The sequence below is a fragment of the Streptomyces sp. FIT100 genome (assembly GCF_024584805.1).
Classification (GTDB): Bacteria; Actinomycetota; Actinomycetes; order Streptomycetales; family Streptomycetaceae; genus Streptomyces.
Window position 1 is genome coordinate 7564611 of sequence record NZ_CP075715.1, and the last position, 25968, is coordinate 7590578.

The following is a 25968-nucleotide window of genomic DNA, read 5'->3' on the forward strand; positions in this document are numbered from 1 at the left end:
CGGGCGGCGGACCGGAGGCCCGGCGCCCGGAGGCGGTCACCGTCGCTCACGCACCAGGGGGTTCGAGCACGACGGGCAGCTCCGCGAGACCGCGGAAGGCGGGGAACGGAACCTCCATCCACGGCGCCTCACGCGCCGGGTCGGCCAGCGCCACCCTGGGGAAGCGGCTGAACAGGCCGGTGAGCGCGAGTTGCGTCTCCAGCCTGGCCAGCGGTGCTCCCAGGCAGTAGTGGCCGCCGTGACCGAACCCCAGATGGGCGTTCTGCGCGTTGCCCGGTCGCCGCACGTCGAACTCGTCCGGCCTGTCGAACTTCCGCGGGTCGCGGTTGGCCGACGTGAGCGCGATCTGGACGAGGGCGCCCTTCGGGATCCGCGTCCCGCCGATCTCCACGTCCTCCGTGGCGTAACGGAACGTGGCACTCTCCACCGAGCCCTCGAAACGCACGAGCTCCTCGACCGCGGGCGCGATCAGTTCCTGGTCCTCCTGCACGGCGCGCAGCTGTGCGGGATGGGCCAGGAGGTGGTACACGGCGTTGCCGATGAGGTACGCGGTCGTCTTGTGACCCGCGAACATCAGCAGGAACGCCGTCGAGACCAGCTCGTTCTCGGTGAGCCCGCCTTCCGCGTCCTGCACGGCGGTCAGGGCGCTCAGCAGATCCTCTCCCGGACGGCTCCGCTTGCGCGCGATGAGGTCCGTGAAGTAGGCGTGGAGATCCTCCTCCGCCTTCTGCTGGGCCCGCTTGGACTCCTCGCTGAAGCCGGTCTGCGCCACCGTGGTGGACAGCTCCTGCATCCGCGACCGCTCGTCCGGCGGCACGCCGAGGAGTTCGCAGATCACCGTGATCGGCAGCGGGAAGGCGAACGCGGGCAGCAGGTCCACCGGTTCCCCGGTGGGGCACGCGTCGAGCAGCCGCCCGACGACGTCCTGGATCTGCCCTCGCAGGGCCTCCACGCGGCGCGGGGTGAACTCGGAGTTGACGAGTTTGCGCAGCCGGGTGTGCTTGGGCGGGTCGGAGTTGAGCATGTTGTCGTCCAGCGCCACCGACGAGTCACCGAAGATGCTCCGGTACGCGTCCATGGCCCCGTACATGTCCTTGCTCAGCCGCGGGTCCGAAAGGGCCGCCCGCGCGTCCTCGTACCGCGTGATCAGATATGTCTCGTTGCCGTGCGGCGGCTTCATCGGGCAGACGGGCGCCGTGTCCCGGAGGTGGGCGTAGACCGGGTGCGGGTTTCGCCGGTACTCCGGCGTGCACCGCTCGGCTGCGGCGACGGGGTCGTGCGTTGTCGTCACGGACGGCTCCTGAGGTCGAAGAGGGCCTCGGCATTGCCGCCGAGGATCCGCTGCTGCGACGCCTTGTCGACAGGCAGCTTCTCGATCATGCGGATGAGGTCCTCCAGCGGCGCCGCCAGCGGCGGCGAGTCGGTGCCGAACAGCATCCGTTCGGGCCCCAGCACCTCCGCGTTCAGGCTCAGATGCGCCGAGCTGTACGGGCTGGTGTCGACGTACATGCGCTGGAGCGCCTCGGCCGGGTCGGCGGCCGGCGGGTTCTCCGCCGAGGGGGCGGAAGGCGGCGCGGCCGGCCGAGCGGACGGCGGCGCCCCCCCGCCCCAGTGCCGGGGCCGCGCCGCCGTCTGGAGGCGCTCCGCCAGCAGCGCCATCGCGCCGCCGCCGGTCGCACCGATCAGACGCAGACCGGGATACTTGTCCAGCCATCCCGCGAAGGCGATCATCGCCATGCCCATGGTGACGTCGCCGAAGCGGCCGATCTGCTCGACGAAGCCGATGTTCTCGACCCGTTCCGTGCCGGCCGGTTCGGCCGGCGCGTGCACCAGGACCGGTACCCCCGCCTCCGCCGCCAGCGCGAAGAAGGAGTCGGCCCGGGGCGAGCCGAGCAGCTCACCGTGGACGCTGGAGGTGGTGATCAGGCCGACGAAGGCGGGATCCGCCAGCGTCTCCCTGACCCCTTCCAGATGATCGTCGTCGCCGAACGGGTTCGCGTAGACGTACCCGCGCAGCTGGTCCGGGTGCGAGGCGATCAGCCCCGACATCCAGGCGTGGAAGGCGCGGAGCCGGTCACGCGGCTGCTGGTAGTTGTCGACGCCCGGGACCCGCGCCATCGCACCGGCACCGACCGGGCTGCCGATGATGGTGAGGTCGATCCCGGCCTGGGCGCGGGCGGCCAGCATGCCGTCGACGTCCGTGAGGCTGGGGGGCATGGGGAAACGCCGGGCGGCCTCCGGTGGGGAGAGATGCCCGTGGATGTCGATGATCATGTGTCGGTTCCCGGGTTCGGTGTGAGGGCGTGGGTGACCGCGGCGCAGTCCTCGTCGCCGTGGCCCTGCTCGGTCGCGCGGAGGTGGGTCAGCGCGGCCGCCGCCGCGAGCGGCAGCAGCAGTCCGACGGCCTCGGCCTGCTCCTCGGCGAGCCGGAGGTCCTTGGCCATGAGGCGCAGCCGGAAGTCCGGCTTGTCGTAGCGGCCGGCGGCCATCCGCTTCGACTTGAACGCCATGACCGGCGAGGCGAAGCCGCTGCCCGCGATCGTCCTGAGGACACGCTGCCGGTCCAGGCCGGTGGCGGCCGCCAGCTCCACGGCCTCGGCCAGGGCCTGCACCTCTATCCCCATGAGGAGATTGAGGAGCAGCTTCATCCGCATGCCGGAGCCGAGCTCGCCGAGGTGGACGACCTCCTTGCCCAGCAGTTCGAGCAGCGGCCGCCCGGCGCTGAAGGTCCGTTCCTCGCCGCCGACGAACAGCCGCAGCTCGCCGCTGCGGGCGTGCTCCCGGTTGCCGAGCATGCCGACGTCGAGCACGGAGGGGGTGTCCCCGGCGAGGCGGACCACCTCGTCGGGGGCCACCGTGCTGGCGCAGAACAGGGCGCCGGGGTAGTGGCCCCCGGACAGCACTCCGCCCGGCCCCCTCAGCACGTGGCCGAGGGCTTCGCCGTCGGCCACGGTGCAGATGGCGGCGCTGGTGCCCTCGACCGCATCGGCCGGGTGGGCCGCGGCGTAGGCGCCTGCCTTGGCGAGCGGCTCGGTCCGCTCGGCGGTACGGTTCCAGACCCGCACCTGCACGCCCTGGTCGAGCAGGCGGGTGGCGAGGCCGGAGCCCATGGTTCCGAGTCCGAGGACGGCCACAGGGCCGTGGGCGCGGGTCATGACGTCGCCTCCACGGTCTCCTTGTGCGCCTCCACCGTCTCCTTGACGACCCGGAAGCGCAGCGACTGGGTCGCGTCGACCCACTTGCGCAGCGGGGCCACCAGCTCGCGGTGCTCCTCGCTCTGCTGCCAGGCGAAGAAGTCCTCGGCGGTCTCCCACTCACTGGTGATCACCCATTGGCGGGTGCCGTCGACGGGTGCTCCGAGTCTGTCGATGATGTGCCCAGGGGTACGGGCCACGGACTTCCGGATCTGCTCGTACATATCCAGAAATCCTTGCTCGCCGCCCTCGATGACGTGGACCGCGAACACCACGGACAGCTTTTCGGCCGATCGGCCGTTCTGCACAGTGCCCATGTCTCCTCCTGAAGGTGAGATCCGGCAGGACACGATTCCTACCGACTCATGGCCCCCAGGGGCGCGCAACTCCGAATGGGGGACGCCCCAATGGCGGCATGGGCCGCCGCCGCGGGGGTTGGTCCGTACGGGTGATCGCTGAAGTGGCCCCCGGCAGGGCGTTCGTGGGCACCGGGTGTCACACGAACGGGGCGCCGTACGGGCCTTGGCCATCCGCCCACGGTCCTGCTCCCGGGCCGTGGCGGCCCGGCCGGGCGGGCGGCGCCCGCCGGGACGCCGCCGGGTGGCGGAACGGGCTCGTACGCGCCGCCGGACCGATCGGTTGCGCAGCGTCAGCGTCAGGCGGATTCTGGAACCTGATGAAGCGGGCCGGTGAGGGCGTCATGACGTACGCGAGAAGGGCGATCGGGGCCGCCGACCTCCGTGGCCCGCTGGACGTCACCCGGGCCGCGAGCTTCGTCCTCGACGGTCAGGACGTCGTCATCGGCTGGAGCCCGGCGGCACAGGAGATGCTCGGCTACCGGCCGGGCGACATCATCGGCCGGCCCGCCGGCACCTTCCTCGTCCCCGAGTCCGCGGCCGAGTCCGTGACCGGGACCGGAGCGTGCTTCCCGCAGCGCGACGTCCGTATCGCCGTCCACCGTGACGGTCACCGTCTGCGACTCGCCACCGCCGTCTGCCGCCTGTCCGGAACCGGACCCGCGGAGCGGGTCCTGGTGGCCGCCGAGCACGAGCGGCTCAGGCAGTGGGAAGCCCAGCTGGCCATGTTGCACGGACTGGCGACCCAGTCACCGGTGGGCCTCGCCATCTACGACACCGAACTGCGCCTCGTCTGGTGCAACGCCGCGTCCGAGGAGGAGCTCGGGCGGCCGCTCGCCCACGTCCGCGGCGAGCTGGCCGACGAGCTCTACCCCCAGGGCGGATTCGTGACGCAGGGTTACCCCGAGACGCTCCACGAGGTCATGCGCCGGGTGCTGGAGACAGGGGAGCCCATCCTCGATCTGCACTTCCGCGGGGAGCAGCCCAGCGAGCCGGGGAAGGTGCACCTGTGGTCCTGCTCCTACTACCGGCTGCAGGACGCGGACGGCCGCGTGTTCGGGCTGTGCGAGGACGCCTTCGACATCTCCGACCGCTACGAGACGCAGCGGCAGCTCAATCTGCTGGTCGAGGCCGGCCGCCGGGTCGGCACCACCCTCGACGTGACCGTCACCACGGACGAGCTGGCCGAGGTCGCCGTGCCGGAGTTCGCCGACCGCGTCGAGATCGATCTCGCCCCCGCGGTGCTGGAAGGGGACGTGCCCGCCGCCGCGGGCCCGGCGGGCACGGAGCTGATCCGCACCTCCTCCCGGTCGGCGGCGCCCGGCGCCACGGCCGGCGCCACGACCGGCGCCGGGGCCGGCGGCATGGCGGAGCCGGGTCGTCCGGCGCGCCCGGTGACGTACCCGGCCGGCTCACCCCAGCACCGCAGCCTCGCCTCGGGCGGGCTCGTGACGGAGGACGACACGCTGGTCGTGCCGCTGCGCGCCGGGGGGACCGCCCTCGGTCTCGTGACCTTCGTCCGCCACCGTGCGCCGGGCTTCTTCGACCGTGCGGCGGTCGCGGTCGCGGACGAGCTCGTGGCCCGGGCCGCCGTCTCCATCGACAACGCCCGCCGCTTCACCCGCGAACGCACCGCGGCCCTGGCGCTCCAGCGGCAGCTCCTGCCCCAGCATCTGCCGCCGCACTCGGCGGTGGAACTGGCCTACCGCTATCTGCCGACGGACGACCTGAGCGGCGTCGGCGGCGACTGGTTCGACGTCATCCCGCTCTCCGGGACGCGGGTCGGACTCGTGGTCGGCGACGTGGTCGGCCACGGGATCCACGCGGCGGCCACCATGGGACGGCTGCGGACGACGGTACGGGCGCTCGCCCCCATGGACATGCCACCCGACGAGCTCCTCAAGCGGCTCGACGATCTCGTGGGGCAGTCCGCGGAAGCCGGCGCCGAAGGAGCGGGCGCCCTGGACGGCGGTGACGACGTCGTGGCCGGGGCCACCTGCCTCTACGCGGTCTACGACCCGGTGTCGCGGCGCTGCACCATGGCCCGCGCGGGCCATCTGCCGCCGGCCGTCGTGGAACCCGGCGGACGCGTGGTCTTCCCCGATCTGCCGGCCGGTCCGCCGCTCGGCCTGGGCGGGCTGCCCTTCGAGTCGTTCGAGGTCGAACTGCCGGTGGGCAGTCTGCTCGCCCTCTTCACGGACGGTCTGGTCGAGGCGCGCGACCGGGACATCGACAAGGGGCTGGACACCCTCGGCAGGGTGCTGAGCGAGGGCGCGGACACCCTCGCCCTCGACGACCTCTGCGACCGGGCGATCTCCGAGCTGCTTCCGGACGGCACGACCACCGACGACACGGCGCTCCTGCTGGTGCGCACCCGCGAGCTCGACAGCCGCAGGGTCGCCGCCTGGCAGCTGCCGGCGGAGCCGGTCTCCGCCGGCCGCGCGCGCGAGCTGGTCGCCGCCCGGCTGCGGGCCTGGGGCCTGGACGAGCTCGTCTTCTCCACCGAGCTGATCGCCAGCGAGCTGGTCACCAACGCGGTCAGGTATGCCGAGGGCCCGCTGCATCTGCGGCTCATCCACGACCGCACACTGGTGTGCGAGGTCGCGGACGCCGGACACACCGCCCCCCATCTGCGCCACAGCGGCGAGGACGACGAGGGAGGGCGGGGCCTGTTCATCGTCGCCCAGCTGGTGCTGCGCTGGGGCACCCGGTACAGCCGCAGGGGCAAGACCATCTGGACGGAACAGGCACTGCCCCCGGCCTGAGCGTCAGGAGCCGACCTTGCGCCTGTTCCAGACGTCGAACCCGACCGCCGCCAGCAGCACCAGGCCCTTGATCACCTGCTGGTAGTCGGTGCCGACACCGACCAGCGACATGCCGTTGTTGAGCACACCGAGCACCAGACCGCCGATGATCGCGCCCAGGACGGTGCCGACGCCGCCGCTCATCGAGGCGCCGCCGATGAACGCCGCGGCGATGGCCTCCAGTTCGAAGTTGACGCCCGCCTGCGGGACACCGGCGTTGAGCCGGGCCGCGTAGACCACGCCGGCGAGCGCGGCCAGCATCCCCATGTTGGTGAACACCCAGAAGGTGACCCGCTTGTCCTTGACACCGGAGAGCTTCGCCGCCGCCTGGTTGCCGCCCAGCGCGTACACATGGCGGCCCACGACCGCGTTGCGCATCACGAAGCCGAAGCCGATGAGGAGCGCGGCGAGCAGCAGCAGGACCACCGGCACGCCCCGGTAGCTGGCCAGCGTGAGCGTGAAGGCGAGCACGGCGGCCGCCATCGCCACGCACTTGGTGACGAACAACGAGCGCGGCAGGACGTCGAGTTCGTAGCTCTTCTGCCGGCGCCGGTCGCGCACCTCCTGCGTCAGCGCGAAGACGATCAGCAGCAGCCCGAGGACCAGCGTCAGATTGTGGTAGTTGGACTCCGGTCCGACCTCCGGCAGATAGCCCGTGGAGATCTTCTGGAAGCCCTCCGGGAACGGGCCGAGCGAGCGCGACCCGAGCAGGATCTGCGTACCGCCCCGGAACAGGAGCATCCCCGCCAGCGTCACGATGAACGACGGGATGCCGACGTACGCGATCCAGAACCCCTGCCAGGCCCCTGCGGCCGCCCCGATCACGAGCGCGATCACCAGCGCGAGCACCCACGGGACGTCGTGCTCGACCATCATCACCGCGCACGCGGCGGAGACGAACGCGGCCAGCGAGCCCACCGACAGGTCGATGTGGCCCGCGATGATGACGATCACCATGCCGATCGCGAGGACCAGGATGTAGCTGTTCTGGAGGACCAGATTGGTGACGTTGTTCGGCTGGAGCAGCACCCCGTCCGTCCAGATCGCGAAGAGCGCGACGATCAGGGCGAGCGCGACGAGCATGCCGTACTGGCGCATGTTGCGGCGCATCGCGTCCAGCAGCAGAGTGCCGACGGCGGTCCGCCGCGGCGCGTCGGCGGGCGGCACGCTGCGCGGTGTCTCAGTGGTGGCCGGGTTCATGTGACTAACCTCGTTGCCTTGCGTGGATTGGTATGTTGGTGCCCTGCTCTCGGGCAGCGGTCAGGGCTTGGCCGTCATGAGGTCGCGGAGCGGCCGAGTGAGAAGCCCCCTCGTTTACCTGGGGGGAGGAGCCACGGTCATATGGCGCATCAGGATTTCCTGGGTTGCCTCATGACGCGGGATCTCGCCGGTTAGCCGGCCGGCCGACATCGTGTAGATGCGGTCGCACATCCCGAGGAGTTCGGGCAGTTCGGAGGAGATGAAGACGACGGCCTTGCCCTCGGCGGCGAGGCGGTCGATGACGGTGTAGATCTCGTACTTCGCCCCGACGTCGATGCCGCGCGTCGGCTCGTCGAGGATCAGCACATCGGGACCCGCGAAGATCCACTTGCTGAGGACGACCTTCTGCTGGTTGCCGCCGGAGAGCCGGCCGGCCTGCTCGAAGACGGTCGGTGCCTTGATGTTCATGGTGCGGCGGTACGACTCGGCAACGCGGGTCTCCTCGTGCTCGTCGACGACACCGCGCCGGGACACCTTGGGCAGCGCGCTCAGGGTGATGTTCCGGCCGATGGTGTCGATGAGGTTGAGGCCGTAGTGCTTGCGGTCCTCGGTGACGTACGCGATGCCGTGTCCGACGGCCTCGGGGACGGTACGGGTGCGGATCTCCCGGCCGTCCTTGAGGACGGTGCCGCTGATGCCCCGGCCGTAGGAGCGTCCGAACAGGCTCATCGCCAGCTCGGTGCGGCCCGCGCCCATCAGCCCCGCGACACCGACGATCTCACCGCGCCGGACCCGGAGCGAGACCCCGTCGACCACCTTGCGCTGCTGGTCGATGGGGTGGTGCACGGTCCAGTCGCGCACCTCAAGCGCAGGATGCGCGCCGGCGTCGCCCTCGTACGGGGTCCGCTCGGGGAAGCGGTGGTCGAGATCGCGGCCGACCATGCCCCGGATGATCCGGTCCTCGGTCGTCGACTCGGCCCGCACGTCCAGGGTCTCGATGGTGCGGCCGTCGCGGATGATCGTGACCGAGTCGGCCACCCGCGCGATCTCGTTGAGCTTGTGCGAGATGATGATCGAGGTGATGCCCTGCTGCTTCAGCCCCAGGATCAGATCGAGGAGTTTCGCCGAGTCCTCGTCGTTGAGCGCGGCGGTCGGCTCGTCGAGGATCAGCAGCTTCACCTCCTTCGAGAGCGCCTTCGCGATCTCCACCAACTGCTGCTTGCCGACGCCGATGTCGGCGACCCGCGTCTGCGGATGCTCGTCGAGGCCCACCCGCTTGAGCAGCGCCGCCGCGTGCCGCAGGGTCTCGCTCCAGCTGATCACCCCGCGCCGGGCGTGCTCGTTGCCGAGGAAGATGTTCTCGGCGATGGAGAGATAGGGCACCAGGGCGAGTTCCTGGTGGATGATGACGATGCCGCGCCGCTCGCTCGCCCGGATGTCCCGGAACGCGCAGGTCTCGCCGCGGAAGCGGATCTCGCCCTCGTAACTCCCGTGCGGGTGGACCCCGCTGAGGACCTTCATCAGCGTGGACTTGCCGGCGCCGTTCTCCCCGCAGACGGCGTGGACCTCCCCCTCGGCGACGGTGAGCGTGACGTCGGAGAGCGCCCGGACCCCGGGGAAGGTCTTGACGATCGAGCGCATCTCGAGGACGGGTGGCGTCACTTCAGGTCACTCGCCTTGATGTAGCCCGAATCGACCAGGACCGACTGGTAGTTGGTCTTGTCGACGCTGACCGGGTCGAGGAGGAAGGACGGCACGACCTTGATCTCGTTGTTGTAGGTCGTGGTGTCGTTCACCTCGGGCTTCTTGTCGTTCAGCACGGCGTCGGCCATCTGCACGGCCTGCTTGGCCAGCGCCCGGGTGTCCTTGTAGACCGTCTGCGTCTGCTGGCCCGCGATGATCGACTTCACGGACGCCACCTCGGCGTCCTGGCCGGTGACCACGGGGTAGGGCTTCGCCGCCGTCCCGTACCCGTCCGACTTGAGCGCGGACAGGATGCCGATCGAGATCCCGTCGTACGGGGAGAGGACCGCGTCCACGCTCTCGGAGCCGTACGCCTTCGTCAGCAGGTCGTCCATGCGCTTCTGGGCGGTGCCGCCGTCCCAGCGCAGCGTGGTGATCTGCTCCAGCTTCGTCTGCCCGCTCCGGACGACGAGCTGCTTGCTGTCGATGAACGGCTTGAGGGTCTTCCAGGCGCCCTCGAAGAAGTACCGGGTGTTGTTGTCGTCCGGCGAGCCGGCGAACAGCTCGACGGTGAACGGGCCCTTCTTCGCCCCGTCCTTCAGCCCGAGCTTCTCGATCATGTACGTGGCCTGGAGGACGCCGACCTTCTCGTTGTCGAAGGAGGCGTAGTAGTCGACGTTCGGCGAGCCGAGGATGAGCCGGTCGTACGAGATCACCTTCACGCCCTGGTCGGCGGCCTGGCGCAGCACGTCGGAGAGCGCCCGACCGTCGATGGCCGCGACCACCAGGACGTCCACCCCCTTGGTGATCATGTTCTCGATCTGCGAGACCTGCTGGTCGACGTCGTCCTCGCCGTACTGCAGATCCGTCTTGTAGCCGAGCTTCTTGAACTCCGCGACCATGTTCTGGCCGTCGGCTATCCACCGCTCGGACGACTTGGTCGGCATCGCGATGCCGACCGTCGACTCCTCGGCGGACTTCTCCTCCTTGCTGCCGCCCGTGCCGCTCTGGCCGCAGGCGGTCAGGGCGAGGGCGAGTGCGGAGGCGGTGAGGGCGGTGGTCGCGGCTCGGGAGATACGCATGGCGCTCAGTCCTTCTCGGGGTGGGTGACGGGGAACCGGTGGAGCTCGCCGGGCAGGCGGGAGCCGAGCGGGGACATCCCGCCGTCGGCGCCGTGCCGGGCCAGCAGATCGAGGACGAGCCGGCCGCGCCGTACCCGTTCCCGGGCGGTGGCCAGCGCGATGTCGCGCAGCTGGGCGCCGTACGGGTAGATGCCGGGGGAGCGGGAGAGCCCGAACTTGAGGTAGAGCGGCGCGCCTCGGCGGATCAGCTCGGCCGCCTCGTACATCCGGACGTAGCCGCCGAGGTCGTCGGGCGCCTCGACATAGAGGTCCATGGGGGCTCGGCTGACCCGCCGGATCTCGGTGAGATGGGCGAGGGCGAGGTCGGACGGGATGTTGAGGGAGTCGGCGCCGAGCCGTTCGTGGACGGCGTACGCCGCGGGGTTGACCGGACCGATCAGCGCGGACACCTTGAAGGTGGTGTCCGCGGGCAGGGCGCCCGCGGCCCGCAGCCGGTGCAGCGTCCACAGCACGCCCTCGTCGGCCACGAGCAGGCAGCGCACCCCCAGCTCCACGGCGCGCAGCGCGTCCTCGACGCAGCCGGCGAGCGCGTCATGGCCGCGGGCGCGCAGCCCGGCGCCGCCCGAGTCGGTCCGGGTCGCGGCGCCGATGTCCCAGGTGCCGCGGGGGCCGGTGAACAGGCAGAGCTCGATGGAGCGTTCGGCGCACGCCCCCACCATCTCGGTGATCTCCGCGTCGCTGAGCATCCAGATGCCGCTGCCCTGGCTGATGCGGTGCACCGGCAGATCCCGGCGGGCGCTCTCCTCGAGCACGACGGCCAGCGCCTCGGGCCCCTCGACGGAGGGGATCTCGGTGCGCCAGGTGCCGCCGTCGGGGAAGGCGTGCGGTGAGGCGTCGGAGGGGTCGGTGTCCGGCAGGGCGTGGCCGATGCGGGCGAACGCCTCGGCGCCGGGTCGGCGCGGGGTCGAGGGGGCTGTCACGGAACTCCAATGTTCGATATTTCGGACAGGGTTCGGGCCTGGGGGTACGGGGCGGTACGAGGCGGTGCGGAACCGTCGGCCCCGCACCGCCGGGGCGTCGCCGCGCGTGCGTCACGGGCGCAGGAGCACCTTCCCGGCCTTCGGATCCCCGCTGCCGACAAGGGCGATGGCGTCGCCGAACCGCTCCAGCGGATACTCGTGTGTGATCAGTGGGGCGGGGTCCAGCAGCCCGAGGCCGAAGGCCCGTACGGCGGCGGCCCAGGCCGCCGACGACGCGCCGAAGACGCTGCGCACGGTGAGCTGGGCGAGCGACAGCGCGACGGGGTCGATCCCGGTCGCCCCCGGGGCGAACATCCCGGTCAGCACCACCCGCCCGCCCCTGCGGGCCAGCGCACAGGCGTCCTGCGCGGTGCTCGGTGCGCCCGCCGTCTCCACCACCAGGTCGTATCGCCCGGCACGTTCCGCCGCCTCGCCCGGGGCGAGCGCTTCGCCCGCGCCGAAGCGCAGCGCCTGCCGGCCGCGGCTCTGCCTCGGGTCGATCGCGGTCAGCAGGGCGGGGGAGTGCGCGGCCAGCAGCTGCACGGCGAGCAGGCCGAGCGTCCCGGCGCCGACGACCGCGATCCGCTCCCCGGGGCGCGGCTCGCCCGCCCGCACCGCCGCGGCGACCACCGCGGCGGGCTCCAGCAGGGCCGCCGCCCGCAGGTCGGCGTCGTCGGGCAGGAGGTGCAGCAGCCGGGCGGGGACGGTGACATGGTCGGCGAAGGCACCGGGCCGGGTGAAGCCCGTCTCGTCGTAGCCGCTCGTGCAGAGATTGGTGTCGCCCTCGCGGCACCGCTCGCACACACCGCAGGCGCGGAAGCCCTCGGCGACGGTCTTGCGGCCCACCAGCGCCGGGTCGACGCCCTCGCCCACCGCCTCGACCGTGCCGGACCACTCGTGTCCTGGCACGACCGGGTAGCGGACATAGTCGGCGTCGCGATGGCCGTCGTAGACCTCGCGGTCGCTCATGCAGATGCCGGCTGCGGCGACCCGTACCCGCACCTCGTCCCGCCCCGGTGCCTCCGTGCCGCGCCGGACGAGCCGGTGCGCGCGCGGCCCGTCCACGACGATGGCCCGGGTCACTTGGGCGCCCTCCTCTCCCAGCCCTCGGCCCACAGGTCGAAGCGCGCCTTCTGCTGCGGGAACTCGGCCGCCGCGTCCACGTCCAGCTCGACGCCGAGACCTGGCGCGTGCGAGACCTCGAAGTAGCCGTCGACGACCTGGGGCGCCCCGCGCACCACCTTCTTGATCTCCGCGTCCGCGAAGTCGTTGAAGTGCTCCAGGATCTTGAAGTTGGGGGTGCAGGCGCCGAGTTGCAGCGAGGCGGCCGTCAGGACCGAGCCGCCGACGTTGTGCGGGGCGATGAGCGTGTAGTGCGTCTCGGCGGTCGCGGCGAGCTTGCGCGTCTCCAGGATGCCGCCGATGTGGCCGACGTCCGGCTGGATGATGTCGGCGGCCTGCGACTCGAAGAGCTCGCGGAACTCGATCCGGTCGTGGATGCGCTCACCGGTCGCGATCGGCATGTCCACCTTGGCGGCGACCTTCTCCAGCGCCTTGAGGTTCTCCGGCGGCACCGGCTCCTCCAGCCACGCGGGCCGGAACGGGGCCAGTTCGCGTGCCAGCCGTACGGCGGTCGAGGGCGAGAAGCGGCCGTGCATCTCCAGCATCAGCTCGGCCTCGGGGCCGATGGCGTCCCGTACGGCCTCGATCAGCGACACGGCGTACCGGGTCTGCTCGTGGTCGAGCTCGAAGTGGCCGGTGCCGAACGGGTCGATCTTCAGCGCCCGGTAACCGCGTGCGACGACCTCCCGGGCGGCCTCGTGGTACGCCTCCGGGGTCCGCTCGGTCGTGTACCAGCCGTTCGCGTACGCCTTCACCCGGTCGGTGACCTTGCCGCCGAGCAGCTGCCACACCGGCACGCCGAGCGCCTTGCCCTTGATGTCCCAGCAGGCCATCTCCACCACGGCGATACCGGACATCACGATCTCGCCCGCGCGTCCGTAGTCGCCGTACTTCATGCGGCGGACGAGGTCCTCGACCGCGAACGGGTCCGAACCGGCGATGTGGTTGGCCTCCGCCTCGCGGAGGTAGCCGACGAGCGCGTCGGTGCGGCCCAGCATCCGGGTCTCGCCGACTCCGGTGAGGCCCTCGTCGGTGTGGACCAGGACGTAGGTGAGATTGCGCCAGGGCGTCCCGACGACGTGCGTGCTGATTCCCGTAATGCGCAAGGCGATTGCCCCTTGGTTGTTCGGTATTTCGTCACACGTTCGAAATCGTGGCGCGACCGTATTCAGGCAGGCCGAGGGGTGTCAATGGTTCGCGCACAACGATGCCCGGGCCTGGAGCATTGCCCCTCGAACGGAGCTGTGCTTAACCTGTGTTCGCAATACCGATCGTTGACCGAGGTTTCGAACGCGTGGGGTGGGAGGTCGGCCATGGGACGACTGGTGCCGGCGGTGACCAGGGCGCTGGACATACTGGAGCTCTTCCTCGAAGGCGACGGGGCGCTCTCCGCCCCCGACGTGACCCGCAGGCTCCAACTGCCGCGCACCACCGTGCACGAGCTGCTCACCACCCTCGCCACCCGCTCCTACCTGGTGCCCGTCCCCGAGCAGCCCGGCCACTACCGGCTCGGTGTGCGCACCTACCAGCTCGGCAGCCGGTACGCGGAACAGCTCGACCTCGCCGCCGAGGGCAGACAGGTCGCCCGCGAGGTCGCCGACACCTGCGACGAGACCGTCCACGTCGCCGTCCTGGAGGACACCGACGTCATCTACATCGCCAAGGTGGACTCCACCCACGCCGTCCGCATGGTCTCCGCGGCGGGGCGCAGACTGCCCGCGCACTGCACCTCGGTCGGCAAGATGCTGCTCGCGAGCCTGCCCGAGGCAGAGCTCGAAGCCCGCATGGCGGGACGGGAGTTCACGGCGATGACCGCCAACAGCATCACCGACCCGGACGCACTGCGCGACGCGCTCGCCGCCATCAGGGCCCGCGGCATCGCCGTCGAGCACCAGGAGTCCAACCCGGACGTCAGCTGTGTGGCCGCCCCGGTCCGCGACAGCGCCGGACACGTGGTCGCCGCGCTCTCCATCTCCGTGCCGATGAGCCGCTGGAGCGACCAGCGGGAGAGCGAACTCGCCGAGCTCGCCGCGAAGGGCGCCGCCGACCTGTCGGTCCGCCTGGGCCACCGGGGGTCCTGGTGAGGCGCCGGACGACCTCCGGGCCGACGTACGAGCCCGCGGTCCGGGAGCAGGCGGCGCTCGGCGAGGGCCCCACCTGGGACCCGGCGACCGGCCGGCTCCTCTGGGTCGACATCCTCTCCTCGCGCATCCACACCTACGACCCCGCGAGCGGCCGTCGCACCGTCATGGCCACCGAACAGCACGTCGGCGCCGTGAAGCCACGCGCCGGCGGCGGCCTGGTGGCCAACCTCAGGGACGGCATCGGGCTGTACGGCCCGGACGGCGCCTCCTTCCGCTGGCTGGTCCACGCCCCCGTGCCCGGCCGCCGCGGCAACGACGCCGCCGTCGCCCCCGACGGATCGCTCTGGGCCGGCACCATGCGCTACGACGAGGCCCCGGGCGGCGGAAGCCTCACCCGCATCGCCCCGGACGGCACCGTCACCGAGCAGCTCCCGGACGTCGCCGTCAGCAACGGCACCGGCTGGAGCCCGGACGGCCGGCTCATGTACTACATCGACAGCCCCACCCGCCGGGTCGACGTCCTCGACCACACGGCCGGACGCGCGGTGAACCGGCGGCCGTTCGTCCGTATCGAGGAGGGTGCCGGGTTCCCCGACGGCCTGACCGTCGACGCCGACGGCTGTGTGTGGGTCGCGCTGTGGGACGGCGCGGCGGTCCGCCGCTACACACCGGACGGCACGCTCGACCGCGTCGTCGAACTGCCCGTGAGCCGCCCCACCGCCTGCGCCTTCGGCGGCCCGGGCCTGCGCGACCTCTATGTCACCACGGCCCGCACCGGTCTCACCCGGCCGCATCCGCTCGCCGGTTCGCTGCTGGTCCTCCCCGCCGCGGGCCAGGGGCTGACGGGCACGCCCTTCGCCGGCTGAGTACCGCTACTCATGCGCGTCGCCCGCCTCGGCGGGAGCATGAACGACGGTGCGGCGGCGGCCGCGCCGAGCGGCTCTCTCGGGGGAGGACGGCATGGGGAAGTTCTTCGGCGCGGTACTGGCGGTGGTGGTGGCCGCCGCGGCACTGATCCTGGCCCATGCCGTGGGGGCGCCGCCTGCGGTGGTGCTGGGGGCGGCCGCCGGTGTACTCGCCCTGCTCTGGCTGCTCGTTCTCCTGACCGTGCCATGGAACCTGTACTTCCGGGCGCATGCGGTCCTCTCCGAGATCGCCGTGAGCCGGGAGAAGGGCATCGCCGTCTCCTCGGCGCGCGACGCCGAGGCCCGGCGCATCGCGCGGACGATGCTCAGGGCGGCCGTCGCGGGCCATGTCCTGACCGCGGCCGGGGTGGTGGCGGTCACCGTGGCGACGGGACAGCCGGCCGGCTACTGGTTCGCCGGGTTCTTCCTGCTGAGCACCTTCTTCCGGCCTGCGGGCGCCTACTTCACCCAGCTGCGGCGGCGCCTCGGCGTGCTGCTCAAGGACGTGACGCATCCGCGCGACGACGTGGTGGAGCTGCGCGCACGGGTGGACCGCCTGGAGGCCGGGATGACGGTGCTGGAGGGCAAGGGGGAGGAGCAGTACCGGGCCCTCGCCGAACTGCGGCGCACGGCGGACGCGCTGGGCGTGGCGTCGTACGAGCGGGCGGACGCGGCCGACCGCAGGATCGCCGCGCTCGGCCGGGAGTTCGAGTCGACGGTGAACCGCCTCACCGACGACCAGGAGATCATCGCCGGTGTGAAGGCGTTCCTGCGGCTGCTGCGGGCCGGAGGCGACGGCCTCGAGCCCGCGAGGGGCCCGAGGCCGGTGTGACCGGTGCACCGACCGGGCACTGACCGGACGTCGGCCGGCGCATCGACCGGCGCATCGACCGGCGCGTCGGCCGGCGGGTCGGCCGGCCGGGGCCGTCAACTGCCCAGTGCCGCCGACACGACGGACCGGGCCTCCTCCTGCACACGCGCCAGATGGTCGGGCCCGAGGAAGGACTCGGCGTACACCTTGTAGACGTCCTCGGTGCCCGAAGGGCGGGCGGCGAACCAGGCGTTGGCGGTGGTCACCTTGATGCCGCCGATGGCCGCCCCGTTCCCCGGAGCCTCGGTGAGCACCGCGGTGATCGGCTCCCCGGCCAGCGTCTCGGTCGTCACCTGGCCGGGAGACAGCCGCCCGAGGACGGCCTTCTCCTCGCGGGTCGCGGGGGCGTCGACCCGGGCGTAGGCGGGTTCGCCGAACCGGGCCGTGAGCGAGGCGTAGTGCTCGCTCGGCGTGCGCTCCGTCACGGCCAGCATCTCGGACGCCAGCAGGGCCAGCAGGATGCCGTCCTTGTCGGTCGTCCACACCGAGCCGTCACGGCGCAGGAACGAGGCGCCGGCGGACTCCTCACCGCCGAACCCGATCGTGCCGTTCTCCAGCCCGTCCACGAACCACTTGAAACCGACCGGCACTTCCACCAGCTCCCGGCCCAGGTCGGCCGCCACCCGGTCGATCATGCCCGACGACACCAGCGTCTTTCCGACGCCGGCCCCGGCCGGCCACTGCTCGCGGTGGCGGAAGAGATAGGCGATGGCGGTGGCGAGGTAGTGGTTGGGGTTCATCAGCCCGCCGTCCGGGGTGACGATGCCGTGCCGGTCGGCGTCGGCGTCATTGCCGGTGGCGAGCTGGAAGCGGTCGCGGCCCTCGATCAGCGACGCCATGGCGTACGGCGACGAGCAGTCCATCCGGATCTTGCCGTCCCAGTCCAGCGTCATGAACCGCCAGGTGGGGTCGGTGTGCGGGTTGACGACGGTCAGGTCGAGGCCGTGCTCCTCGGCGATCCGGCCCCAGTACGCGACGGACGCGCCGCCCAGCGGATCGGCGCCGATCCGCACCCCCGCGGCGCGCACGGCGTCCAGGTCCAGCACGGACGGCAGGTCCGCCACATAGGCGCCGAGGAAGTCGTAGCGACCCGTGGTCTCCGCGGCGAGGGCCCGGGCGTAGGGCAGCCGCCGTACGTCCTTCAGACCGCCCGTGATGATCTGGTTCGCGCGGTCCTGGATCCAGCCGGTCGCATCGGAGCCGGCCGGCCCGCCGTTCGGCGGGTTGTACTTGAAGCCGCCGTCGGCCGGCGGATTGTGCGAGGGCGTGACCACGACGCCGTCGGCGAGGCCGGCGGTGCGCCCGCGGTTGTGCGCGAGGATGGCGTGCGAGACGGCCGGGGTGGGCGTGTACCCGTCGGCGGTGTCGACGAGGACGGTGACGCCGTTCGCCGCGAAGACCTCCACGGCGGTCACCCGGGCGGGCTCGGAGAGCGCATGCGTGTCGGCGCCGAGGAACAGCGGCCCGTCGATGCCCTGTCCGGCCCGGTACTCGCAGATCGCCTGGGCGGTGGCGGCGATGTGGTCCTCGTTGAAGGCGGTGGCCAGCGAGGACCCCCGGTGCCCCGACGTGCCGAAGGCGACACGCTGGGCGGGTTCGGCCGGGTCGGGGTGCAGGGCGTAGTACGCGGTCACCAGCCGGGCCACATCGATGAGGTCCTCCGGCCGTGCCGGCTGTCCCGCCCGCTCGTTCGGCATCCGTCCACTCCTCCACGTCGGTCGGTGCGATCAGTCCACGGACAATGATCGCTCGTCGGTCCTGCTTCGTCCCGCCGCCCCTCCGCCACGAAGGGTACGCACGGCCCGACCACCGGCCCGTCCCCGGTCACCGCCCTAGGGGGTGTCCGGTGGGTCATGCTGGGCTCGCGACGCCCTGCGGCTCCGTCTTCCGCGTTGTCGTCGGTCGCCAACTCCCCCGTAGCCCTCCGGGCACGGGAGGGACTCCCACCGCGTTGTCTCCCTCCTCCGCCTTGGATCCGAAGCTGCTGGACGCCGCTTGCTGGTCCAGTCTGATCCACCGGATACCTCCCCAGGCCGTGTCCGACACATGGCGCCGTCCGCCCGCAGGGCGGGGTGCGCGGCGTCCGGTGCGTGCAATCGCACAGCGGAGGATCATCCTCGTACTGGACGTACTTGGATGACTCCGACAACGCAGCGTGGGGGCACCTCCCGTGCCCGAAGGACTACGGGTGAAGGCGTGCCGGACGTCGCGCGCCAGGCGGGATTTGTCAGACACGGCCTAGACTCGCGGGATGGCGAAGTACTTCGACGTCCACCCCGAGAACCCGCAGCGGCGCACCATCAGCACGGTGGCCGACAGTATCCGGTCGGACGCGCTCGTCGTGTACCCGACCGACTCCTGCTTCGCGCTGGGCTGCCGGCTGGGCAGCCGCGAGGGCATCGACCGCATCCGGTCGATCCGCGACCTCGACGAGCGCCACCACTTCACCCTCGTGTGCCAGAACTTCGCGCAACTGGGCCAGTTCGTGCAGGTCGACAACGACGTCTTCCGCGCCATCAAGGCCGCGACACCCGGCAGTTACACCTTCATCCTCCGCGCGACGAAGGAAGTGCCGCGCCAGCTCCAGCACCCCAGGAAGAAGACGGTCGGCGTGCGCATCCCCGACCATGTCGTCGCGCAGGCCCTGGTCGCCGAACTCGGCGAGCCGCTGGTCTCCAGCACCCTGCTGCTGCCCGGCGAGGACGAGCCGCTGACTCAGGGGTGGGAGATCAAGGAAAGGCTCGACCACGCGGTGGACGCCGTGCTCGACTCCGGCGACTGCGGCACCGAGCCGACCACGGTCATCGACTTCTCCGGCGGAGAGCCCGAGATCGTCCGCCGGGGGGCGGGCGACATCTCGCGGTTCGAGTAGCGGCCGGATCCCGCGTCACCAGGTGGCGCCCGCCCGCGGGAGACGGGCGCGTACCCGGGTGACGTGCGGAGTGCCGGAGTTCCCGCGCGGTGGACGAGGTACGCGGTGCTGATCGGCAGATCCTCCGCGTACGTGACCAGCGGGACGGTGTGCAGCACACCGGTCCCCTCGGCGGCCGGCCGGTCCCCGATGCGCTCGGCCCACTCGGGCGCGGCGACGAGGACGAACTCCTCGCCCGCCGGCGGCACGGCGCTCAGGGTCCGCCCGCGCGGGCGCGACGTGGCGATGACCAGGTCGTGGCGGCCGGCCCGTACCTCGGCGAGCAGCGAGTGCCTCAGGCCCGTGGACACCCGGAGCCGGACGCCGCGGGGAACGTCCGTCCGCCGGCCCGTACCCCGCCTGACGTGGGACGCCTCACCCCCGGAAGGCCGCCGTGCGCTCCGGCGAGGCGTCGGCGAGCGCCTCGGTCACCTCCGCGGCGCCGGCGCGCAGGCCGTAGACGGGCGTGTCGGGCTGCTGGCGCCAGGAGTCGTCGATCCCGCCGGCGTCGACCGTGTCGAAGCCGAGCTCGTCGATGAGGGCGCGTACGGCCTTCTTTGCCGTCTCGTCGTCACCGGCCACCGGAACGGCCATCCGGTCGGGGTGGCCCGCCGGCCGGGCCCGTTCGATGATGTCCTGCGCATAGGTGCCGTTGAACGCCTTGATCACCGGGTGGCCGATCTGCCGCTCGGTCCAGCGGCTCTCGGTCAGCCCGCCGTCCTCGATGGCGGCGATCCGGCCGTCGCGCTCTCTCGGGTAGTAGTTGCCGGTGTCGATGACCGCGACGCCCTCGGCCGCGTGGTCGAACAGGCCGGACGGCAGGTCGGGGACGCGCTTGACCGGGACGGTGACGACGACGATCTGCGCGTCGCGGGCCGCCTCGGTGGCGGTGACCGGCGTGGCGCCGGTCTCCTCGGCGAGTGCGGTCAGGGTCTCGGGGCCGCGGGAGTTCGCGACGGACACGTCGTGCCCGAGCGCGGTGAGCCGGCGGGTGAGGTTGCCGCCGATGTTTCCTGCGCCGATGATGCCGATCTTCATGGATGTCCTATCTATTGATGTGGGTCTGAACTGGTCATTCGTAAGATCGGTGAGGCCCAGGGGTCCGGGGTATGGCTGTCATGGGTGAGCCGCTGGATGGCTTGAAGGACATGGCCGCCTCGGGCCTCGCGACGACTCGACCGCCAATTGGGAGACGCGATTCGATCGCTGCATAGGACAACGTCGGCGAGGTCGTCTGCTGGGTTGACGTAACGACGAGCTGGCGGAGGTGACCGTGCCCGAGATCTGGGCCGGAGTGGACATCGGCAAGACGCACCACCATGCGATGGTGATCAACACGGACGGCGAACGGCTGCTGTCCCGCCGCGTCGAGAATGACGAGTCCGAACTGCTGGAGCTGATCGGGGATGTCCTGGCGATATCCACCGACGTGCTGTGGGCGGTCGATCTGAACCACGGCGGCGCCGCCCTGCTGATCGGGCTGCTGCTCTCGCACGACCAGTCCATGACCTACCTCACCGGTCTTGCCGTGCATCGGGCCTCGGCGTCTTACCGGGGTGAGGGAAAGACGGACGAGCGGGATGCCTTCGTCATCGCGGACCAGGCCCGTGTCCGCCGCGATCTGGGGGTGCTGCGGCCCGGGGACGAGCTGGCTGTCGATCTGCGCACGCTGACCACCCGGCGCCTGGACGTCGTCTTTGACCGCACCCGGCAGATCAACCGGCTGAGGGCACAACTTCTGGAGATCTTCCCAGCGTTGGAGCGTTCCGTGGACCTCATGAAGAAGGGACATGTCACGCTGCTGAGGGGCTATCAGACTCCGGCTGCGATCCGCCGTGCAGGCGCTCAGCGGATCGAGACTTGGCTGAAGAACCGCAAGGTCCGCAGTGCCGCCGCCGTCGCAAAGATGGCCGTGGAAGCGGCCCAGGCCCAGATGACCGCACTGCCTGGCGAGGCGCTGGCCGCAGCTATGGTGGCCCGCCTCGCGAAGGGGGTGATGGCCCTCGATGAAGAGATCGCCGAGCTCGACGACCTCATCGAGGTCCGGTTTCGCGAGCATCCCCACGCCGAGGTGATCCTCAGCCTGCCCGGCATGGGGCCCAAACTCGGGGCCGAGTTCATCGCCACGACCGGCGGCGACATGGACGCCTTCGGCAGCGCCGACCGCCTGGCCGGGTTCGCCGGCCTGGCTCCGCAGCCTCGTGACTCCGGCCGTGTCAGCGGCAACCTGCGCAGACCCCGCCGCTATCACCGCGGGCTGCTGCGTGCCATGTACCTCTCGGCGATGGCCAGCCTGCCGGCATGCCCGGCCTCCAAGGCGTACTACCGGCGAAAGCGGAGCGAAGGCAAGGGTCACAAGCAGGCCCTGCTCGCTCTCGCCCGCCGGCGCCTCAACGTCCTGTGGGCCATGATCCGTGACGGAGCGTGCTATCACGCTTCACCTCCCGTCACGTCCGCGCCTTGACAACACGATTGGGATGTCCTTCGACGGTGGTCGTGTCTCTCCTGGGCGGGTCTGACGGTGTCGCTCGGCCCGTCGTACCCGCCGTCCGTTGACAGCGCCGGGAGCGGCCCGTGTGTTCCCGCCGGGGCGCCCAGGAACCCTGCCGGGCCTCCCGGCCCCTACCGTCGGACCACGGTCGGGCCGGCTTCCTCAGCCACCAGCACCGCCGCACCGGCCTCCGCCAGCCGGTCCTGGAGCAGACACTTCGCCTTGTCGGCGAAGCCGGTGTGCGGGCGGGGCCCTCGGTGCTGACGAAGAGTCAAACGAAGGGGTCAGACGGAGGGGCCGAAGCCGGGGATCCGGGCCTTGATGCGCTCCAGCTCGGCCTCGTCCGAGACGCCCTGGACGTCGTGGCGCGGGGTGTAGGGGCGTTCGAGCCGGGAGATCTCGTCGTCGGTCAGCCGGATGTCGAGCGAGGCGACGGCGTCGTCGATCCGGGAGGTCGTGCTCGCGCCCACCAGGGGTGCGGCGACGACGGGGTGGTGGTGCAGCCAGGCGAGCGCGATCTGGGCGCGCGTCACACCCCGGGCCTCGGCGATCTCCCCGACGGTGTCGATGATCGCGCGGTCGCTGTCGGCGGTCAGCTCCGTGTACAGCATGCCGGCGAACGGGTCGCTCACCGAGCGGTCGGTCTCGGTCTTCCACGGGCGGGCGAGACGGCCGCGGGCCAGCGGGCTCCAGACCATGGTGCCCACGCCCTCGTCCGCGCAGAGCGGCAGCATCTCCCGCTCCTCCTCGCGGGCGAGGAGGTTGTAGTGGTCCTGCATGGTGATGAACCGGGCCCAGTTGTTGGCCTTCTGGAGGTGCAGCGCCTTGGAGAACTCGAAGGCGCGCATCGACGAGGCGCCGAGGTAGCGGGCCTTGCCCGCCTTGACGACATCGTGGAGGGCTTCGAGGGTCTCCTCCAGCGGGGTGGCGTTGTCCAGTCGGTGGATCATGTAGACGTCGACGTGGTCGGTGCCCAGCCGGCGCAGACTGTGGTCGATCTCGGTCATGATCGCCTTGCGCGACAGGCCCCTGCCGTTGGGGCCGGGACGCATGGTGTGGCGGATCTTGGTGGTGATCACCACGTCGTCGCGGTCGGCGTAGTCCTTCAGGGCTCGGCCGAGGATCTCCTCGCTGGAGCCGAGCGAGTACATGTTGGCGGTGTCGAAGAAGTTGATGCCCGCCTCCAGGGCGTGCCTGATCAGGGGCCGGCTCTGCTCCTCCGCGAGGGACCAGACCGGGTGTCCGCGGTCCGGTTCGCCGTAGGTCATGGCGCCGATGGCGATGGGGGAGACGTCCAGGCCGCTGTTGCCGAGCTTGATGTAGTGCACCGGTACTCCTACGGTGAAAGCGGGAGCGGAGAGTTCTCCGCCTGCTCTCGAAAAGCGTAGCGGAGAGTTCTCCGCTTAGCGGGCGCTCCATTCCGACCTGGAGGAATCCCGTGGCCGAGCCTGCGAACGACCCCCTGCGCGCCGATGCGCTGAAGAACCGGGAGCACATTCTCCAGGTCGCCCATGACGCCTTCGCGGAATCGGGGACGACCTCGCTCAACGCCATCGCCAAACGCGCCGGCGTGGGCCCCGGCACCCTCTACCGGCACTTCCCCACCCGTGAGGACCTGATCCTCGCGGTCTACCGGCACGACGTCCGGCGGCTGGTCGACTCCGTCCCGGGCGTCCTGGCCGCCGCCCCCACCCCCCTGGACGCCTTCCGGGCCTGGTTCCACACCCTCGCCGACTATGTGCGCCTCAAGCACGGGCTGGGCGAGGCCCTGCACGCGGCCGCGGTCCAGGACGCGGTCAACGAGACGTACGCGCCCGTCACGGCGGCCGTCGCCGGCCTGCTGCGCGCGTGCGAGGAGGACGGCAGCGTCCGCCCCGGCCTGGACGCGGCGGACGTGCTGCTGCTGATGGGCTTCCTCTGGCGCGTGGGCCCGGGCGAGGAGGGCCGGGAGCAGGCCGGGCGGCTCATGGAACTCGCCATCGCCGGGCTCGGCCCCGACAGCACCGTCAATGGTCCAGATACGAGTCATTGAACAACTCGGGATTGTTCGGCTGCAGTTCACTGCATCAGCATTGACGCGGAGAGTGTGAATCCTCAACACTCTGCGTGCCCGCTATTGGCGTGACCGCAGACCATTGGTATCTGCCGGTGGACCGGGCGTCGCACAGTCCTGCCCCTTGCCCGGTCCAACCTTTCCGTGACCGGGCGCTGGAGTTCTGAGAGGTGACCAGGTGGATCGTCGGAAGTTCCTGGGAGTGGCCGCCGGCGCGACGGCCGGAGCCGTCGCCGGGTCCGCGCTCGATCTCGCGGCGGGGGCCTCGGCCGCCGCGGCGACCGGCACGATAGCCGACGTCAAGCACATCGTCGTCCTCATGCAGGAGAACCGCAGCTTCGACCACTACTTCGGCAAGCTGAAGGGCGTACGCGGCTACGCCGACCGCAGCGCCATGCTCCTGAACGGCGGGCAGTCGGTCTTCAACCAGCCCAACGGCTCGGGCCGGCAGTACCCGTACTCGCTGCGCGAGGGCGTCGGCGGCGACGCCTCGCTGGTGCCCCACTGCGCGCCCGGCCTCGGCCACGACTGGAACACGCAGCACGCCTGCTGGAACGGCGCGCTGATGGACAACTTCGTCTCCGGTGCCGGCGGCGTGCACTCCATGGGCTACCTGGACCGCACCGACATCCCGTTCTACTACGCCCTCGCGGACGCCTACACCGTCTGCGACTCCTACTTCTGCTCCTCGCTCACCGGCACCGGCCCGAACCGTGCCTTCCTGTGGAGCGGGAAGATCGACGCGAGCCACAACAACGGCGGCGACCTCACGGGCTGCACCTGGAAGACGTACGCGGAGAACCTCCAGGACGCCGGCGTGACCTGGCGCGTCTACAACCGGCGGAACGACAACTTCGGCGACAACGCCCTGGAGTACTTCAACCAGTTCGCCAACGCCGGCCCCGGCAACCCGCTGTACGACCGCGGCGTCGCCGACGTCCCCGGCTCCGCCTCCACGCCCACCCACCAGGCCATCATCGACGCGATACGCGCGGACGTCGTGGGCGGCACGCTGCCCCAGGTGTCGTGGGTCGTGCCCAACCAGGCGTACTCCGAGCACCCCTCGGGCAGCACGCCCGGCGACGGCCACCACTTCACCAACATGCTGCTCCAGGCGCTCAACGCCGACCCGGCCGTCTTCAACTCGACCGTCGTGATCATCAACTACGACGAGAACGACGGCTTCTTCGACCACGTGCCGCCGCCGATCCCGCCGAGCGGCACCGCGGAAGAGCTCGTCATCGGCGGCAAGCCGGTCGGCCTCGGCTTCCGCGTCCCCATGCTCGTGGTCTCGCCGTGGACCCGCGGCGGATGGGTGAACTCCGAGGTCCTCGACCACACCTCCGTCATCCGCTTCATGGAGAAGTGGACCGCGGCCATCGGCAAGCCGGCCACTTCCCCCAACATCAGCGCCTGGCGGCGCAAGGTGTGCGGTGACCTGACGAGCGTCTTCGACTTCGCCGCACCGGTGAACGGGCTGCCGTCGCTCCCCGCGACGGCGACGATCGGCACCCGCTGCAACGGCGTCCCCGACCCGAAGCCGGCGACCAACGCGCTGCCCGCCCAGGAGTCCGGTACCCGGCCCGCAAGGGCGCTGCCGTACCAGGCCGACGGCTACCTCGACCGCCTGGAGATCAACGGCACCACGATGAAGCCCTGGTTCAAGATGGTCAACGTGGGGGCGCCCGCCAAGCAGGCCGCGCACTTCTCCATCCACCCCAACGCCTACCGCTCCCGCACCCCGTGGCAGTACACGGTCGACGCGGGTGGCACGCAGGAGGACTTCTTCAACGTCGGTGCGGGCTACGGCGACGGCAAGTACGACATCAGCATGTACGGCCCGAACCGCTTCATGCGCCGCTTCATCGGCAACGCCACCACGGCCGGCCAGTACGCCTTCGTCAGCAGCCGCTTCGCGGTGGAGTCGGGCACGGGCAAGCTCGCGATCTGGTTCACGATGAAGAACACCTCCACCTCGTCGGTGACCTTCACCGTCACGTCGAACGCCTACCGCACCGGGACGTGGACCTACACGGTGCCCGCGGGCGGCAGCACGGAGGACTACTTCAACAACGTGGCGTACGCGAACGGCTGGTACGACTTCACCATCACGGTCAGCAGCGACGCCGGCTGGTCGCAGCGCTTCCTCGGCCACATCGAGACCGGCGCGGTGAGCGTCTCCGGCTGACCGGG

General features: G+C 71.1%; 21 protein-coding genes and 1 pseudogene. 8 read left to right on the forward strand and 14 right to left on the reverse strand.

Annotated features, from left to right (window positions below):
• Positions 1–46 precede the first annotated feature (46 nt).
• From KK483_RS33675 to KK483_RS33690, 4 genes are read right to left on the reverse strand one after another with little or no spacing between them, the layout of a single operon-like run.
• Complete coding sequence (locus KK483_RS33675) at positions 47–1291, reverse strand: cytochrome P450 (RefSeq protein ID WP_262008995.1); 1245 nt, start codon at positions 1289–1291, stop codon at positions 47–49.
• Positions 1288–2274, reverse strand: coding sequence for an amidohydrolase family protein (locus KK483_RS33680; RefSeq protein ID WP_262008996.1), 987 nt, complete (start codon positions 2272–2274; stop codon positions 1288–1290). The genes KK483_RS33675 and KK483_RS33680 overlap by 4 nt, the downstream gene beginning before the upstream one ends.
• Positions 2271–3155 (reverse strand): NAD(P)-dependent oxidoreductase, encoded by an 885-nt coding sequence (locus tag KK483_RS33685; RefSeq protein WP_262008997.1) that lies wholly within the window; start codon positions 3153–3155, stop codon positions 2271–2273. The genes KK483_RS33680 and KK483_RS33685 overlap by 4 nt, the downstream gene beginning before the upstream one ends.
• Positions 3152–3511 (reverse strand): antibiotic biosynthesis monooxygenase, encoded by a 360-nt coding sequence (locus KK483_RS33690; RefSeq protein WP_262008999.1) that lies wholly within the window; start codon positions 3509–3511, stop codon positions 3152–3154. The genes KK483_RS33685 and KK483_RS33690 overlap by 4 nt, the downstream gene beginning before the upstream one ends.
• 383 nt (positions 3512–3894) lie before the next feature.
• Here KK483_RS33690 and KK483_RS33695 point away from each other — a divergent pair, with 383 nt between their 5' ends.
• Positions 3895–6315 (forward strand): SpoIIE family protein phosphatase, encoded by a 2421-nt coding sequence (locus KK483_RS33695; RefSeq protein WP_262009000.1) that lies wholly within the window; start codon positions 3895–3897, stop codon positions 6313–6315.
• Between the two features lie 3 nt (positions 6316–6318).
• Here KK483_RS33695 and mmsB read toward each other — a convergent pair whose 3' ends face one another.
• From mmsB to KK483_RS33725, 6 genes are all read right to left on the reverse strand, one after another.
• Positions 6319–7554: a multiple monosaccharide ABC transporter permease gene (gene mmsB / locus KK483_RS33700; protein ID WP_262009001.1), complete on the reverse strand. Its 1236-nt coding sequence runs from the start codon at positions 7552–7554 to the stop codon at positions 6319–6321.
• Positions 7555–7668: 114 nt separating this feature from the next.
• Positions 7669–9216 (reverse strand): multiple monosaccharide ABC transporter ATP-binding protein, encoded by a 1548-nt coding sequence (gene mmsA / locus KK483_RS33705; RefSeq protein ID WP_262009003.1) that lies wholly within the window; start codon positions 9214–9216, stop codon positions 7669–7671.
• A complete protein-coding gene (chvE, locus tag KK483_RS33710) occupies positions 9213–10319 on the reverse strand; it encodes a multiple monosaccharide ABC transporter substrate-binding protein (protein WP_262009004.1) in 1107 nt (368 codons plus the stop codon). The genes mmsA and chvE overlap by 4 nt, the downstream gene beginning before the upstream one ends.
• A 5-nt stretch (positions 10320–10324) precedes the next feature.
• On the reverse strand, positions 10325–11299 hold the full coding sequence (locus KK483_RS33715) for a hypothetical protein (RefSeq protein ID WP_399015731.1): 975 nt from the start codon (positions 11297–11299) through the stop codon (positions 10325–10327).
• A gap of 111 nt (positions 11300–11410) precedes the next feature.
• Complete coding sequence (locus KK483_RS33720; RefSeq protein WP_262009006.1) at positions 11411–12421, reverse strand: zinc-binding dehydrogenase; 1011 nt, start codon at positions 12419–12421, stop codon at positions 11411–11413.
• Positions 12418–13566: a mandelate racemase/muconate lactonizing enzyme family protein gene (locus KK483_RS33725; protein ID WP_262009007.1), complete on the reverse strand. Its 1149-nt coding sequence runs from the start codon at positions 13564–13566 to the stop codon at positions 12418–12420. The genes KK483_RS33720 and KK483_RS33725 overlap by 4 nt, the downstream gene beginning before the upstream one ends.
• A 207-nt stretch (positions 13567–13773) precedes the next feature.
• Here KK483_RS33725 and KK483_RS33730 point away from each other — a divergent pair, with 207 nt between their 5' ends.
• From KK483_RS33730 to KK483_RS33740, 3 genes are all read left to right on the forward strand, one after another.
• Complete coding sequence (locus KK483_RS33730; RefSeq protein ID WP_262009008.1) at positions 13774–14544, forward strand: IclR family transcriptional regulator; 771 nt, start codon at positions 13774–13776, stop codon at positions 14542–14544.
• A complete protein-coding gene (locus KK483_RS33735) occupies positions 14541–15410 on the forward strand; it encodes an SMP-30/gluconolactonase/LRE family protein (RefSeq protein ID WP_262009009.1) in 870 nt (289 codons plus the stop codon). The genes KK483_RS33730 and KK483_RS33735 overlap by 4 nt, the downstream gene beginning before the upstream one ends.
• A 94-nt stretch (positions 15411–15504) precedes the next feature.
• Complete coding sequence (locus KK483_RS33740) at positions 15505–16281, forward strand: hypothetical protein (protein WP_262009010.1); 777 nt, start codon at positions 15505–15507, stop codon at positions 16279–16281.
• A 95-nt stretch (positions 16282–16376) separates the two neighbouring features.
• On the opposite strand, the gene pgm is transcribed toward KK483_RS33740, so the two are convergent.
• Positions 16377–18017: a phosphoglucomutase (alpha-D-glucose-1,6-bisphosphate-dependent) gene (gene pgm / locus KK483_RS33745; protein WP_262009011.1), complete on the reverse strand. Its 1641-nt coding sequence runs from the start codon at positions 18015–18017 to the stop codon at positions 16377–16379.
• A 554-nt stretch (positions 18018–18571) separates the two neighbouring features.
• Between pgm and KK483_RS33750 the strand changes: the two genes are divergently transcribed.
• Positions 18572–19192: an L-threonylcarbamoyladenylate synthase gene (locus tag KK483_RS33750; protein ID WP_262009012.1), complete on the forward strand. Its 621-nt coding sequence runs from the start codon at positions 18572–18574 to the stop codon at positions 19190–19192.
• A gap of 203 nt (positions 19193–19395) precedes the next feature.
• On the opposite strand, the pseudogene KK483_RS35580 reads toward KK483_RS33750, so the two are convergent.
• Together KK483_RS35580 and KK483_RS33760 are read right to left on the reverse strand one after the other, a co-directional pair.
• Positions 19396–19545 (reverse strand): annotated as a pseudogene (locus KK483_RS35580) (LysR family transcriptional regulator); the annotation flags it as partial.
• A gap of 61 nt (positions 19546–19606) precedes the next feature.
• Positions 19607–20284 (reverse strand): NADPH-dependent F420 reductase, encoded by a 678-nt coding sequence (locus KK483_RS33760; RefSeq protein ID WP_262009808.1) that lies wholly within the window; start codon positions 20282–20284, stop codon positions 19607–19609.
• Between the two features lie 214 nt (positions 20285–20498).
• Here KK483_RS33760 and KK483_RS33765 point away from each other — a divergent pair, with 214 nt between their 5' ends.
• On the forward strand, positions 20499–21695 hold the full coding sequence (locus KK483_RS33765) for an IS110 family transposase (RefSeq protein ID WP_262005470.1): 1197 nt from the start codon (positions 20499–20501) through the stop codon (positions 21693–21695).
• Between the two features lie 311 nt (positions 21696–22006).
• Here the strand turns inward: KK483_RS33765 and KK483_RS33770 are convergent, their stop codons facing one another.
• The gene (locus KK483_RS33770) at positions 22007–23050 is read right to left on the reverse strand and encodes an aldo/keto reductase (RefSeq protein WP_262009013.1); all 1044 of its coding nucleotides are present in this window, start codon (positions 23048–23050) and stop codon (positions 22007–22009) included.
• 110 nt (positions 23051–23160) lie between these two features.
• Between KK483_RS33770 and KK483_RS33775 the strand changes: the two genes are divergently transcribed.
• On the forward strand, positions 23161–23754 hold the full coding sequence (locus tag KK483_RS33775) for a TetR/AcrR family transcriptional regulator (protein WP_262009014.1): 594 nt from the start codon (positions 23161–23163) through the stop codon (positions 23752–23754).
• A 199-nt stretch (positions 23755–23953) separates the two neighbouring features.
• Positions 23954–25963: a phosphocholine-specific phospholipase C gene (locus KK483_RS33780; RefSeq protein ID WP_262009015.1), complete on the forward strand. Its 2010-nt coding sequence runs from the start codon at positions 23954–23956 to the stop codon at positions 25961–25963.
• Positions 25964–25968: the final 5 nt, after the last annotated feature.